The sequence below is a fragment of the Kosakonia sp. R1.Fl genome, assembly GCF_023516815.1.
GTDB lineage: Bacteria > Pseudomonadota > Gammaproteobacteria > Enterobacterales > Enterobacteriaceae > Kosakonia.
In genome coordinates this window covers 3,952,195-3,966,157 of the sequence record NZ_JAMGSQ010000001.1, presented here as the reverse complement: position 1 = coordinate 3,966,157, position 13,963 = coordinate 3,952,195, and the positions used below count along the sequence as shown (strand labels likewise).

The 13,963-nt window shown below is 52.4% G+C and carries 16 protein-coding genes; 6 read left to right on the top strand and 10 right to left on the bottom strand.

Features of this window, described 5'->3' with window-relative positions; all coding sequences use genetic code 11:
• Positions 1–35: 35 nt before the first annotated feature.
• Both M8Q36_RS18765 and M8Q36_RS18760 read left to right on the top strand, forming a co-directional pair.
• Complete coding sequence (locus M8Q36_RS18765) at positions 36–476, top strand: hypothetical protein (protein ID WP_249881915.1); 441 nt, start codon at positions 36–38, stop codon at positions 474–476.
• 14 nt (positions 477–490) lie between these two features.
• On the top strand, positions 491–1,045 hold the full coding sequence (locus M8Q36_RS18760) for an RNA polymerase sigma factor (protein ID WP_249882809.1): 555 nt from the start codon (positions 491–493) through the stop codon (positions 1,043–1,045).
• A 28-nt stretch (positions 1,046–1,073) separates the two neighbouring features.
• Here the strand turns inward: M8Q36_RS18760 and M8Q36_RS18755 are convergent, their stop codons facing one another.
• The 4 genes from M8Q36_RS18755 to lysC form a co-directional block, all read right to left on the bottom strand.
• Positions 1,074–1,808, bottom strand: coding sequence for a hypothetical protein (locus tag M8Q36_RS18755; protein WP_249881914.1), 735 nt, complete (start codon positions 1,806–1,808; stop codon positions 1,074–1,076).
• 72 nt (positions 1,809–1,880) lie between these two features.
• Positions 1,881–3,179, bottom strand: coding sequence for a glycoside hydrolase family 10-like protein (locus M8Q36_RS18750; protein WP_249881913.1), 1,299 nt, complete (start codon positions 3,177–3,179; stop codon positions 1,881–1,883).
• A 7-nt stretch (positions 3,180–3,186) separates the two neighbouring features.
• Positions 3,187–3,474 carry a VF530 family protein gene (locus M8Q36_RS18745; RefSeq protein WP_249881912.1) on the bottom strand — a complete coding sequence of 96 codons (288 nt, stop codon included), beginning with the start codon at positions 3,472–3,474 and terminating at the stop codon, positions 3,187–3,189.
• A gap of 264 nt (positions 3,475–3,738) precedes the next feature.
• A complete protein-coding gene (gene lysC / locus M8Q36_RS18740) occupies positions 3,739–5,100 on the bottom strand; it encodes a lysine-sensitive aspartokinase 3 (RefSeq protein ID WP_249881911.1) in 1,362 nt (453 codons plus the stop codon).
• Positions 5,101–5,739: 639 nt separating this feature from the next.
• Here lysC and M8Q36_RS18735 point away from each other — a divergent pair.
• Both M8Q36_RS18735 and M8Q36_RS18730 read left to right on the top strand, forming a co-directional pair.
• On the top strand, positions 5,740–7,125 hold the full coding sequence (locus M8Q36_RS18735) for a diaminobutyrate--2-oxoglutarate transaminase (protein WP_016496095.1): 1,386 nt from the start codon (positions 5,740–5,742) through the stop codon (positions 7,123–7,125).
• 17 nt (positions 7,126–7,142) lie between these two features.
• The gene (locus tag M8Q36_RS18730; RefSeq protein WP_249881910.1) at positions 7,143–8,606 is read left to right on the top strand and encodes a pyridoxal phosphate-dependent decarboxylase family protein; all 1,464 of its coding nucleotides are present in this window, start codon (positions 7,143–7,145) and stop codon (positions 8,604–8,606) included.
• Positions 8,607–8,682: 76 nt separating this feature from the next.
• Here the strand turns inward: M8Q36_RS18730 and M8Q36_RS18725 are convergent, their stop codons facing one another.
• The 5 genes from M8Q36_RS18725 to M8Q36_RS18705 are packed head-to-tail and all read right to left on the bottom strand — an operon-like array spanning position 8,683 to position 11,737.
• Complete coding sequence (locus M8Q36_RS18725) at positions 8,683–8,910, bottom strand: helix-turn-helix domain-containing protein (protein WP_249881909.1); 228 nt, start codon at positions 8,908–8,910, stop codon at positions 8,683–8,685.
• Positions 8,911–8,912: 2 nt separating this feature from the next.
• Positions 8,913–9,446, bottom strand: a complete 534-nt coding sequence (locus M8Q36_RS18720; protein WP_249881908.1) for a DUF2975 domain-containing protein — start codon at positions 9,444–9,446, stop codon at positions 8,913–8,915.
• Positions 9,447–9,471: 25 nt separating this feature from the next.
• The gene (locus M8Q36_RS18715; protein WP_249881907.1) at positions 9,472–9,819 is read right to left on the bottom strand and encodes a hypothetical protein; all 348 of its coding nucleotides are present in this window, start codon (positions 9,817–9,819) and stop codon (positions 9,472–9,474) included.
• Entirely contained in the window at positions 9,806–10,921 is a 1,116-nt protein-coding gene (locus M8Q36_RS18710) for a serine hydrolase domain-containing protein (RefSeq protein WP_249881906.1), read from the bottom strand. Before M8Q36_RS18710 ends, M8Q36_RS18715 begins: the two co-directional genes overlap by 14 nt.
• A gap of 9 nt (positions 10,922–10,930) precedes the next feature.
• The gene (locus M8Q36_RS18705) at positions 10,931–11,737 is read right to left on the bottom strand and encodes a MipA/OmpV family protein (protein WP_249881905.1); all 807 of its coding nucleotides are present in this window, start codon (positions 11,735–11,737) and stop codon (positions 10,931–10,933) included.
• 146 nt (positions 11,738–11,883) lie between these two features.
• Here M8Q36_RS18705 and M8Q36_RS18700 point away from each other — a divergent pair, with 146 nt between their 5' ends.
• Positions 11,884–12,624, top strand: coding sequence for an SDR family oxidoreductase (locus tag M8Q36_RS18700; protein ID WP_249881904.1), 741 nt, complete (start codon positions 11,884–11,886; stop codon positions 12,622–12,624).
• A 31-nt stretch (positions 12,625–12,655) separates the two neighbouring features.
• Positions 12,656–13,129, top strand: a complete 474-nt coding sequence (locus M8Q36_RS18695; protein WP_249881903.1) for a GyrI-like domain-containing protein — start codon at positions 12,656–12,658, stop codon at positions 13,127–13,129.
• Between the two features lie 310 nt (positions 13,130–13,439).
• Here M8Q36_RS18695 and M8Q36_RS18690 read toward each other — a convergent pair whose 3' ends face one another.
• A complete protein-coding gene (locus M8Q36_RS18690; RefSeq protein WP_249881902.1) occupies positions 13,440–13,835 on the bottom strand; it encodes a nuclear transport factor 2 family protein in 396 nt (131 codons plus the stop codon).
• Between the last annotated feature and the right edge of the window lie 128 nt (positions 13,836–13,963).

Below are 13,963 nucleotides of genomic sequence, written 5' to 3'. Positions count from 1 at the left end.
GCAATTATTCACTAACCTGATCGAGTAGAAAAAAGATGAGAGATTTTGATATGCATGAGCACAGACACGGACACCGTCACGGCTTTGGTCGGCACCGCATGATGAAGCCGTTGATTATTGGCGTGGTGGTATTCATCGCGTTAGGGTTGCTGGTGATGTCGTTGTGGAACGCGCTGTTACCGGCCATTCTTGGCGTGAAAAGCATTGGTTTCTGGCAGGCGCTGGGGCTGTTAGTGCTGAGCCGCATTCTGTTTGGCGGGCTGGGATTCCACGGGGGAATGTTTGGTATGGCGCGTCGGCGTATGCACGAACGCTGGATGCAAATGACGCCGGAGCAGCGTGAAGCCTTTATCCAGCAGCGCCGCGAAGGGTTTGGTCGCCGCGATCGCTGCGGCTGGCGTGGACGCTGGGATGAAAGGGCAGATGACCGCCATCAGCCTGACGATAGCAGCGCCAAAAAACCGGACGCTGAGTGAGCACGGTGAAAACCATGGACGGCGAGTCTTTGCTGGTTAACGCGCTGAATGCCTGTCGCTCACGCCTGAAAGCGTTTATTCGTGGGCGCACGGCAGTGCGGGATGACGCCGACGACATTTTGCAGGAAGTGACTTACCAGCTGATGAATGTGGAACACCCGGTGGAAAATGTTACCGCCTGGTTGTTCCGCGCCGCGCGTAATGAAATGACGGACAGGGCGCGTAAAAAACGCGAGTTGCCGTTGTCCGGTTTTTTCAGCAGCGGTGATGATGAGAGCGATTTTGCGGAAGATGAGCTGGCGGAAACGCTGTTTGGCGTGCCGCAAACGCCGGAAGAGGAGTATCTGCGCGAACTGTTATGGCAAGAACTGGAAAGCGCGCTGGCGGAACTTCCACCCGCCCAGCGCGAAGTGTTCGAAAAGACCGAGCTTGAAGGCTTGAGTTATAAGGCGCTGGTGGAGGAGACGGGCGTCAGCATGCAGGCGCTGTTATCCCGTAAGCACAAGGCGGTGCGCTATCTGCGCAGCAGGCTGCGCAGTGTTTATGATGCGCTGACTGACGATATTTGAGGTTGCGACAGCTGGAAACCACCCGCTTTTACTTCCTTTTTTCCGTGATACCAAACAACATATTTAATGGTGTGGTGGCAAAACGGCGATAAATAATAGCTAAATCATCTTTAATATGCTGATGACGTTCTATTCGCTCTATATATTCTTTAGGGCTTATGGTGTCATCAGGGTAATCAATATAAGAAATATAGTGTGCAATTTCATACATGAACCCAAGGCTTTCGGTAAATGCATTAATAAAAGAATTGAAACTTTCTTCTTGATTGCTTGCCAGAGACCAGCGGCTCAATAGATCCATACTTGTTTTTATATTGGCAATATCAGCATAAAGCGCAGTGATTTCCTCAAGTGAATTTTCTGCGCTTTCAATCACTTTTTGGTAATGCACTCGATAAGGATCGTCAGTTTGTGTAGAACCAGCAAGCCTACGAACATCTAAAAGAACTTTTAACGAAAGAGAGTTGTGCTTTTTATAAACAACATCAATGTTATCCATCAAAATTGATGCGCGATTGAACCCTTCCGCATGTATTCTTTCACTAAAGAAATCTTTTGCATTCCTGGCAACAACAATCGTAATAAAAGCAATGAACAGATTTGTAATCCAGCTTAACCAGTCCGGCCATGAGCCAAAGTCCGGGCTTGAATAGTTATAAACCAAAGCAAGCAGTTTACATCCCAGAATAATCAATAGCAGCAACGGTGCAGCACAAAGCGTATAAAAAATAATATTGTCCAGATGCGCTAATTTTGATTTCACAGCTCCATTCCTTTTTTATTAATTATCGCTGGCAGGACATGCGTCATTACGCATGTCCTGGTTGATTCCTGCTTAACCGCCCCAGCGGCTCTTCAAATAATTCACTGCCTGCTGAGTTTGCGGCTGTTCCAGATAACTTTCGCGGAACAAAATCGTGCCGTTAATCTGCGGCAGCGATTCGTTTAAATCGAGCTGTTTTTTCAGCTCAGGCACGCCGCCGTTGACGGTCCAGTCGGGCTCATTCTTCGAATATTCCCCCACCTTATACAGCGCCACGCCGATGTAGAGGCGTGTTTTTGTCGGTTTCACGACATCCGCCCACCATTTTGCCAGCACATCGTAACGCGCCGCATCGCGCGCGAATGGCCAGTAGATTTGCGGGGCAATGTAATCCAGTAACCCTTGTTGCACCCAGCGGCGCGTGTCGGCGAACGATTCGTCATACGCCGCGGCACCACGCGTATCGGAACCGGCGGCGTCAAATGAGCGGTTACGCCAGACTCCCGCCGGGCTCACGCCGAATTCGACATTGGGATTGAGTTGTCGGATGGTGCGTGAAACCTGTTCAATCAACTGCTGCGTATTGTTGCGCCGCCAGTCTGCTTTTGAACTGAACGCCTGGCCATATTGCCGGTAAGTCTGGCTGTCATTCAGCGCAGAACCGGGGGTTTCAGAGTAGAAGTAGTCGTCAAACTGCACGCCATCGACCGGGTAGTGTGCCACCACTTCTGCAACGATGCTAGTTATCCAGTCGCGCACTTCCGGAATGCCGGGATCGAGCACAAAACGGTCGCCTGCCGTGCGGATCCAGTCACGATGCAGCACGAAAATGCTGGCCGGATGCAGGGATAAGGTACGGTTTAGTTCCGCGGTGGTCGACGGTTTGGTATTAACCGAAACGCGGTAGGGGTTAAACCAGGCGTGCACTTTCATGCCGCGTTTGTGGGCTTCATCGAGAATAAACTGCAGCGGATCGTAACCCGGATCCTGCCCAATCGTGCCGGTCAGCATATCTGACCAGGGTAAAATCTTTGACGGCCATAGCGCGGTGCCGTCGGGTTTGACCTGGAAAAAGACGGTATTGATGCCAAGGTTTTTTAGCTTATCCAGCTTGTGTCTCAGCGCCTCTTGCTGCTGGCTAACGCGCAACGAGGCACTCATGTTCACCGAATTTACCGGCGGCCAGTCGAGACGCGACACGGTTGCCAGCCAGATACCGCGCACCGGTTGCGTATTTTTTGCAGGCGTCGTTGCGAGTGGCTGTTTTGCCACCGTCGGCAACGGCGTGACGAGAGATTTCGGCGCTTTCGAGGCGCAACTGGCGAGTAAAAGCGCAGTGGCAATAAGCACGCCTGACTTTTGTAGTGACATCTGAAAATTAGCTCTTAGGCGTTCGACCGCTGGTCCACGGGTTAAACGCAGGTTCGTCTGATTTGGCCGGGGCGCGCTCTTCCAGCGATTCGAGATACAGCGCCTCAACTTCCGCACGCGCCCAGGGCGTGCGTCGCAAAAATTTCAAACTGGATTTAACGCTTGGATCGTTTTTAAAGCAATTGATATTGATGCGTTTGCCGAGTTCTGGCCAACCGTAGCGGGCGACCAGCGCGTTAACCTGCATTTCAAGCGTCACGCCGTGCAAAGGATCTTTTGAAATATGAGCGGCCATGTGAAGTCCGGTTTTCGGGGAAAGTTTTGCGGAAGGTTACAAGAAAGCCCGCTAAGCGTCACGGGCTTTGCGCCGCTAAACGTTACCGTCCAGACAGGCAAGGGCAACTTTCTGCGTTCCGGTCACCTTGAGTAAGGCGGACTCTCAGCGTGACGGTATTACAGGAAAAGGGAGGAAGTAGCGGGAGATTGATCATGAGGTAAGTGCTGGCAGACGCGCTGCCAGCACTTAGCGTTGCCCGCGTGCGGGGCGCGTTAACCGCCGTTATTCTAGCAGGTTACGGTGTAACGTTTTGACAGCACTGTCAGCGCATTCTGCAGGGAGCAGGAAGCAAAGATTATGGCTGGAGGCGCCGTGGCAAATCATTCGCACGGAATGGTTTTCCAGTTCGGCGAACACCTCTTTGCACACCGCCGGTGCCTGCGCGAGCGTATTACCAATAAGCGAAACTAACGCCAGCCCGGTCTCGATTTCGACATGGCAGTGCGACGACAGTTCAGTAAGCAGCGCGGTGGTCAGTGTGTCCGCTTCACCGGACGTAGAGCCGGTGGAGTTGAGGATAAGCGCAATGCTGGCTTCCGAGGTGGTCACCAGGTCCATTGCTACATCATGACGCGACAAAATGGTGAACATCTCGGCTAAAAAGCGGTGAGCGGGTTGCGCATTGACGCTGGATAATTTCAACAGCGTTTGCTGGCGACGCACGGCCAGCGCACGGTAACGCGGCGGTTCGTGCGTGTCACGGCAGACCAGCGTTCCGCCCGCGCGCGGCTGGGCGCTTGAACCGACAAAGACCGGAATATTTTTACGCATCGCGGGCAACAGTGTTGCCGGATGCAAAACTTTCGCGCCAAAGGTTGCCATTTCACTGGCTTCAGAGAATGAGAGCGTATCAATGCGCTTCGCCTGGGGGACGATTCGGGGATCGGTAGTATAAATCCCGGCGACATCGGTCCAGATATCCACTCGTGCTGCCTGCAACGCTTCCGCCAGCAATGAGGCGGTGTAATCACTGCCGCCACGGCCGAGCGTGGTGGTTTGCCCCGCCGCGTCGCTGCCAATAAAGCCTTGCGTGATCACCAGCGACTGCGCAATGCGCGGGCGCAAATGCTTTTCCACCCGTTCTGCAATCTCGCTTATAACGGGTACTGCGCAGCCGAAAGTGTCGTTAGTGCGAATCACTTTGCGCGCGTCAAACCACTGCGTTTCCACGTCACGTTCGCGCAGGACTTCCACAAACAGCAAGGAGGACATCAGCTCCCCGTGGCTCACCAGTTCATCGCATAGCGCGTCTGAGCGGGAATCAACAGCCATGGCCGCAAGGTGACTGATATTGTCGAGCAGGCGGTCAATCTCCTGGCCGATGGCTTCTGGCTGTTTCAGGCGAGAAATAATGTTGTATTGCAGGGTGCGCAGGGTGTCGATCTTATCTTGTCGAACGCTGCTTTCCAGACCGCCTGAAAGTTCAACTAACAGGTTGGTGACGCCAGCGGAGGCAGATAAAACAACCAGACGAACGTCTTTATCAGCAAGGACAATGGTGGCGCTGCGGCTCATCGCGTCAAAATCGGCGACACTGGTTCCGCCAAATTTGGCAACGATGGTGTGTGGATAAATGCGAGTCATAACAATCTCATATCAGGGCGCCATAATTTTATGGCATGAAAATTTTCATTCTCGGCATAAGGGAAGCGTGCTTCGCCTTACGAAATGTCCGCCCGCGAACATTTCTTTTTACAACCCAGGATTCTGCTCCCGTTGTCGATAACCTGTATTGCCTCTCACGAGTTACCGGGTGTGATGCGCATTAATGGTTAAATAGAGGCTTCCTTTTTTTCGGCTTAGGGTTTTTATCGCGGGGCATAGTAAGTGATTTAACTCGCTGAATCGATATTTTCCTTACCATTTGCAATAAACCAATGGAAAATATCATGATTTATTCAGTGCTTGCTGGCGAAGTTTGGCTTAAATAACGTTCTAATAACATAAAAAGAGCATAAATATTTAAAATCGAGTCTTATCATCGCGTTGTTCACAATGCCGTCTGGAATATTCTTGTAACAGAATTGGTTACAATTCATGCTGAACAATCCCCACGCATAAATATTTTTTGTCATTGATTTTTAAAGAAAATGACATAAATAGCCTGACAAAATAAAAGATTGAGTCCGCTGCTGAAAACACATATATTAGCCGCGTTTTTTACAAGCCCCCTTAAACCCTTATTCAACCCGGTGTTAAATCAACCCAGGTTGTAGGAGAGATATGATGACGGATAAAGTCCGTATTGATTCTTTGAGTGCTAAATCATTCCCGCAAAGCAATGAGACCTTTTTAGCAAGACAGGCCGAATTTGAATCCAATGTCAGAAGCTATCCGCGCAAATTGCCGTTAGCGATTGCCAAAGCGCAGGGCGTCTGGATCACCGATGTTGAGAATAATCAATACCTTGACTGCCTTGCAGGCGCCGGTACTCTGGCGCTGGGCCATAATCATCCTGATGTGATTCAAAGCATCCAAAGTGTCATTACCAGTGGCTTACCGTTACATACGCTCGACCTGACCACGCCGTTAAAAGATGAGTTTTCAGAATATCTGCTCTCTTTGCTGCCGGGTCAGGGCAAAGAATATTGCCTGCAATTCACCGGGCCTTCCGGCGCGGACGCCGTGGAAGCGGCGCTGAAGCTGGCGAAAAAAGTGACCGGTCGTTCCGGGATTATCAGCTTCTCTGGTGGTTACCACGGTATGACGCACGGCGCGCTTTCCGTGACGGGCAACCTGTCGCCGAAAGAAGCGGTAAACGGCATGATGCCGGAAGTGCAGTTTATGCCTTACCCGCACCAGTATCGTTGCCCGCTGGGCATCGGTGGCGAAGCCGGTGTGAAAGCGCTGACTTACTACTTCGAAAACCTGATCAACGACGTTGAAAGCGGCGTGCGTAAACCGGCTGCTGTGATCCTGGAAGCGGTGCAGGGCGAAGGCGGCGTGAACCCGGCGCCGATCGAGTGGCTGCAGCGTATCCGTAAAGTGACCCAGGAACACGGCATTATGCTGATCCTGGACGAAGTGCAGGCTGGTTTCGCCCGTACTGGCAAACTGTTCGCCTTCGAACACGCCGGTATTGAGCCGGACATCATTGTGATGTCCAAAGCGGTCGGTGGCGGTTTGCCGCTGGCGGTACTGGGTATCAAAAAACAGTTCGACGCCTGGGCGCCGGGCCACCATACCGGTACCTTCCGTGGCAACCAGCTGGCGATGGCAACAGGCCTCACTACGCTGAAGATCCTCAAAGAAGATCGCATTGCCGATAAAGTGGCAGAGCAGGGCGAATGGCTGAAAGGCAAACTGGCTGAAATGCAAAAACGTTTCCCGGTTATCGGTCACGTTCGCGGCCTGGGCCTGATGATCGGTATTGAGATCGTTAAGCCGCACGAAGCGCAGGATCACATGGGGTGCTACCCGGCAGACGGCGAGCTTTCTGCACTGTTGCAGAAAAAATGCTTCGAATCAGGTCTGATCCTCGAGCGCGGCGGCCGTGGCGGTTGCGTACTGCGTCTGCTGCCTTCGCTGCTTATCAGCAATGCAGAGCTGGAAATTTTCCTCGATAAATTTGAAAACGCGCTGCTGAGCGCTGGCGTGAAGCCTGTTTAATCGGAGTAAGTGAGCGAATGTCTGATTTAAATCCGATTCTCTCGGGTTCCGCGCAGAGTATTGCTGCCTATCAGGAAGCGATTGAGCAGAGCACGCAAGCGGTTGTGCAGTGGCTCAAGCAACCTGAAATGTATCAGGGCAAAACTGTCGCGGAATTACGTGAGCGCATCAATTTAGAATTCACGTCTCAGGGCCTGGGCAACCAGGCCGCTATTGAGCGCGCTGTTGAATATTTCCTTAAAGACAGCTTGTCCGTGCATCACCCGCAGTGTGTGGCGCATTTGCACTGCCCGAGCCTGGTGATTAGCCAGGCGGCGGAAGTGCTGATCAACGCCACGAACCAGAGCATGGATTCGTGGGATCAGAGCCCGTCGGCAACCATCATCGAGATGAAACTCATCGAATGGCTGCGCGCACAGGTGGGTTATCCGGCCGGTGACGCAGGTGTGTTTACCAGCGGCGGCACACAGAGCAATCTGATGGGCTTGATGCTGGCGCGCGATGCTTTTTTTGCACGCCAGGGCCACTCCGTTCAACAGCACGGTTTAACCGGTAATCTCAGCAAAATTAAAGTGTTATGTTCTGAAAATGCACATTTTTCAGTGCAGAAGAACATGGCGCTGATGGGGCTGGGTTACCAGTCCGTGACGCTGGTGAAAACGGATGCGTTTTCGCGCATGGACCTGAACGATCTGGCGCAGAAACTGGCCGAAGCGAAAGCCAACGGTGAGCTGGTGATGGCGATAGTTGCTACCGCCGGCACCACCGATGCGGGCGCGATTGATCCGTTAGCGGACATCGCCGCGCTGGCCGCTGAACAGCAGATTTGGGTTCATGTTGATGCGGCCTGGGGCGGCGCGTTGCTGCTCTCTGAAAAGTATCGCCATTTCCTCAATGGACTTGAACTGGCTGATTCCGTGACGCTGGATTTCCATAAGCAATTCTTCCAGACCATCAGCTGTGGCGCGTTCCTGCTGAAAGATGCGCGCCATTATCAGTTGATGCGTTACCAGGCGGCTTACCTGAACTCTGACTTTGACGAAGAGCAGGGCGTACCAAACCTGGTGTCGAAATCCTTGCAGACAACGCGCCGTTTCGATGCGCTGAAGCTGTGGATGGGTCTTGAAGCGCTGGGTAAAAAGCAGTACGCCGAAATTATTGATAACGGCGTCACGCTGGCGCAGCAGGTAGCGGAGTTTGTTGGCGAACAGCCGCAGCTGGAACTGGTGATGCAGCCGCAACTGGCCAGCGTATTGTTCCGTTTCCGCCCGGAAAAGGGTGATACGGCAAGCGTTGCGTTGCTGAACCAGCGTATCGGCGATGCGCTGTTGGCCTCCGGGAGCGCCAACGTTGGCGTAACGGAAGCGGACGGGGTGACCTGCCTGAAGCTGACATTGCTGAACCCGACCGTTTGCCTGGAGGACGTCAAAGTTCTGCTGGCAAGTGTGGTTGCCTGTGGGCAGCAGTTACAGAACGCCTGATTCGCGTCGTAAATAAAAAAAGCCGACAGCAGCGATGTTGTCGGCTTTTTTATTGTCTGCAAAACGTCTCTGCGCGTCACTCTTCGTCGGGCGCAGCCGGATCGGGTTCCCAGGAGATAATGTCACCGGGTTGACACTCCATGGCTTCGCAAATTTTCGCCAGCGTATCAAATCGAATCCCCTTTACTTTACCGGATTTGAGCAGTGAGAGGTTTTGCTCGGTGATACCGATAAAGGTCGCCAGCGCTCTGGACGTCATTTTTTTCTCTACCAGCAGTTTGTCCAGATGAACCACCACAGCCATAGTCAGATAAACTCCCTGGTTTCTTCTTCCGCTTTGATCCCCGCGAGCATGGCGTGAAACGTGACAAATAACAAGCCGCCGGTGAGTAACAGGATCACATCGCCAATCAGCAGGGTGACCTGATAATATTTTTCCGGCCACCAGACGATCAGCGGTATTAAAAAGCGGCACACCGGCAATACAATGCCAAGGCTTAGCATCATCAATGCAATAGTACGCACACAACGTGCCATCGCCAGGTTGAGGATTTGCCGTTTACCAACCAGGCGCATCACCTGCATTCCCTGCCAGATAGCAAAAGCAAACAACCCGACGGGAAAATAGAGAATGATTAACAGCAGTAACTGGTGAAGTGGCGATACGGCAGCCACTGACTGGTTTTCTGCTTGCATTTCGGCAAATTTAAGCATGCTGGAAATAAAAAACGACTCACCGGAAAAATATAACCACAGCGGTGTAATTAAGGCGAGGATGAAAAAGAACGGTAATATCCCTGAGATAAATATCAGGCTGAGTTTATTTCGTACACCTTTCACTTTGTACCTTCCCGAATTAAGGATTCTATTTTAAAACCAGCATGCTCAAGCATGACATAAGCATCAGCGAAATGGCAATCTTGCCAGCCGCCAGTACGCGCGGGCTGCGCGATAACCAGGGCGCAGGCCACGAGCGATAAACGCTGATGGCAATAAACGACGCCTGAACGGTCCATGTCAGCATTCTGAACAGATAACCGGTATTGGTCAGATGCGTGATTGTCTGCATCATTTCGGCACAATAAATGACAATCAAAGCCAGCTGGATATAGTTCAACAACCGTATTTTGTAATGCGCGACCCATGAGCCGCAAATAAACAGAATGACCGAAACAAAAGTTAATATTGCCCACAACATGTCAATCCAGTTCATGATGCGCTTCCGTTTTAGCAGGAGTCAGCGTTAACAACAGGCGCATGGCCGGACCAATAACGGGCCATGCGGTATCTGAGAGGATCACTACGGCGGATTGTTGCTGTAGATCGACCGCAATCGCGGAGGCAAAACCGGAGGATTCACCGTCGTGCCAGGTGATGTCTCGCCCACGAATACGGGTGGTAAACCAGGCATAACCCACGCGTGAATCCGCATCGTCAGTGGCAAATCGTGGCTGCATTGCTGCGCTATCGGCAAGTTTACCCGCCAGTAAGGCCTGCGCATAATGCGCCATATCGACGATGGTTGAACGCACACCGGCAGCCGGCGTGAACGCGTGCTGTATCCATGGCGCTTCGGCAAATCCGGACACCGCCCAACCGTGGTGAAACGTGGGCGTGTCAGGGGTTAATGCTTCGGCAACAACGGTGTTTGTCATTTTTGCCTGCGTAAAAACCCGTATTTTCAGCAGTGTATTAAAAGGTTGATGTGCAGCTCGCGACAGTGCCAGGCCCAGCAAGGCGTAGCCGGTATTTGAATAATCAAATCTGGCGGGCGTGGCTAAGCGGGTGTTATTCACCATTTCGATGACGGATTGTTCGTCATACTCCCAGAAGTTTTCACGCAGGATTATCTGGCTGATCACCCGGATCTTCTGGCGCAGCGATGAGGCCAGCGGCGGCAGGCCAGAGCGATGCGATGCCAGTTGCTCAAGGGTAATTTCGCGCGCCGGGCCGCTGATTTCCGGAATAAGATCGCCAACGCGGGTTTGTGCTGTCGCTTCACCCCGGCGAAATGCCTCCATCAGTAAACTGCTGGTCATGGTTTTGGTCAGGCTGGCGATTTCATATTGTCGGTTGTAATCACTGTTCCAGAGGGCATATTGCACCCCACGCGGCGTGATCAGCGCGGCGGCGACGCTGCCTCGCGATCCTTTCAATAACGGCGTTAAAAACGACACCAAACTGGTATCTCCCGTCTGGCGAGGAGACGGGGGGCTGAAACCGGGTTGCAGGTAAATACCGGCGGCAATCAGAGTGATAAATACCGCGCCCGCAGCGAGCAGCCGCGTGCGGCTGCGAAAGTGACATTTGCTCATGGCGTCGCCTCAGAATGTGTACTGGATCAGTGACGACAGGGTGTACTGCATCCGGCTGTTGACCAGAGGGCTGCTCCCCGAGTCATCGAACAGGTACTGCGCGCGGCTGGTCAATCCTGCCGCCAGGTTTTTATCGAAATGCCATACCAGCTCGGTATACACACCACCTTGCTGGAAGCCTGATGAGGGGGAGTAAACGGCAAAATCGGTGCGTTGCGCCTGCTGCGCCGTTACACCGTAGTGGCGTTGCTGGTAGCCACTGTTCGCCCAGCTTATGTCGCCACCGACCGAGAGCGCGACATTCTGTCCGCGCCAGAGCTCGGCTTCCGCGCCGCTTGTGACGAGCAGGCTTCTGTCTGGCGCTTCGCCGCCGTATCGCTGCTTTTCCGTGGCTGTTAACAGGCGAAGCCACAACGTCCAGTTTTCTTGTTGGTAACGCAGGTCTGTACCCGCCATCAACGCTGCAGACAGGTTACCCATTCCTTGTAGATCGCGGTTTTTTCTGCTGGAAAACGGGTAGTTAAACACCTCTTTTCGCGCCTCATCTTGCATTAACAGCAGGCTTACGCTGAAGGGCGAGTCCGGCGTCAGTCCCCATATCAGCCCGTCGGTAGACAGACCGAACAATCCCCAGTTTTCGCTATGAAGATTCACGCCCGCTTTCAGCAGTGGTCCCACTGCCATGTGGTTTGAACCGGAGTAAATGGGGCGAGCGCTGACGCCCAGCCCGGCAAAACCGGACAACTCTGCGCTGTGTGTCGGCGCACAGATGAGTAATCCAGAGAACAAAACACCCTGTTGCAGACTTCTTTTCATTCGATGCCTCTCCTGGCAAAGGTGGTTGAAGTGGATGCAGGCTAGCCTGGTGTTTATCGTTTTACAATAAGTTTTTATTGTTTTATTTTAATCATCGTTGAGGATAAAAACGCGCATTGGCACAGAAACGGCTTCAGGGAGGCGGGATGGCCAGGTTCACAGGTAAGAAAATTGTCATTACGGGAGCCAGCAGTGGTATTGGTCTGGCGGGGGCGAAACGCATTATTGAGGAAGAGGGGGAAGTCATGATCACCGGGCGTGATGCGCACAAACTGGCGCGCCTTCGCAAGGTGCTGCCACCTGATGCCCGGTTGCTGCAAAACGACGGAGCCGATCCGGCAGCGGCGCAAGCGCTGGCTGAAGCGGTAGCTTCTTTCGGCATGCTGGATGGCTTATGGCTAAATGCCGGGCAGTTGGCTTTTGCTCCTGCCGAAAAGGGTAGTGCCGCGCTGTTCGATAACATGATGAAGAACAATGTTCGTGCCGCGGTACTGCAAATATCCTGTCTTGCCCGCTTTTTGAAAGCGGGTGCGTCGGTGGTGCTGACCGCATCGACCGCCGCATATGAAGGAACACCGCTCTCTGCGATTTACGCTGCCAGTAAAGGGGCGCAGCTGGCGCTGGTTCGCTGTTGGGCAACGGCCTTTGTAGCACAAGGGATCCGGGTGAATGCGCTGGTTCCAGGCGCGATAGAAACCGGTTTGCTTGAGGCGATCCCGGCGCCATTTCGTGATCAATATGATGCGCAGATCCGCGCCATTGTGCCGATGAAGCGGCCTGGAGCACCGGAGGAAGCGGCTGCTGTCGCGTTATTTTTGTTATCTGATGATGCCAGTTATGTCACGGGCAGCCAGTACGTGGTTGATGGCGGGCTGCTGCGTTTATAAACGTTATTCTTAATAATGGTGCGGAGGATTTATGAGTTTACGGTTTGAAAATGCGCTTCCCAGGAGCATCGTTTGTGCGCGCGTTGGTGGTCCATGGAACGAGACAGTACCGGTTGGTTTTCAACAAATTATTGGCTGGGCGCAGGAGCAGGGCGTGACTTACCGGGAAGCGCTGGTGTTTTACTGGGATGATCCTGCGCAAACGGATGTTGCCGACTTGCGTGCCGATGTCGCGCTTACGGTTGATGCGCAAACACAGGTGAAAATTACCGGTACGGCATTCAGAGAAGAAATTGTGCCGGGAGGGTTATACGCCGTGTGGCATACGCTTGTGCGGGACGGCGCTTACGCCAAAGCATGGAGCGATTTGTACGCTGCGATAGAAAACAGCGATTACGAACTTGCTCGCGGCGTTTGTTTCGAAAACTACCTTTGCGATGGTCGTGATGGCAACTGGGATCTTGAAATCTGGCAGTCGGTAGAACCCAGGAGCTCAAACCGCTAACCGCATACGCACGCAGCGAATACCGCGTGCGTAAATCTATTTCAGAATGGCTGACATCAGATGACAGTCAGCTGTGATTAACTCATTTTGAGATAGCCTTGCTGGAAGTGCAATGCAGAAGAGGTGAGAGGCCTGTGCGCTGGATAGATAGCTCAGCCAGGGCTGGGTTTTGTCGAGGCTCTTTAATACATATGTTATTTAACATAATATACATTATGCGAACTAACATGACATTGGATAGAATCCAGCCGTTTGCCATCATGATTGCCGTGTCATTTATCGCTGATTTTCTTGCCTAAGTGCTTCGCAGTTACAGCAGTGATTCCGCCATGGGTGTTCCCTGATGAAATCGCATCTGCCATCGGTCTGGTGTTGTTTTACACGCCTCCCACAATGATGCCCGCAATGTTTGCTTCATCTTCTGTCCTTGTCCGTTGAGGATAAAACTTCGGTACGTCAACAATACATAACCATTGTTGTGCATCGACAATGCAAAATCATCTGACGCGATCGGCTCAGCGTCCTCATTTGCCAGCGCAGCGATCACTTGTTCTCTGCTGTATCGTCTGCCTGATCGACCAATTTCAAAAAAGTCAGGGTGTAAAAGCCTCTCAACAACTTCGGGCTGGCATCGAATTTCAGGATCATGAAGCTGCTGTTCATATCTCACTAGCATCGCCAGTAACGCATCTTCTTTGTTCATCATCTTCCTTCCGGCCTGTTTGCGTCACACATTTTTGAATGTATCGCTACGCACAAATTTTATTCAAATTATTCTTAATTGATTGCAAGGTTGTGCCCTTTACTCTTAAATTCTCAACGACATAAGAACAT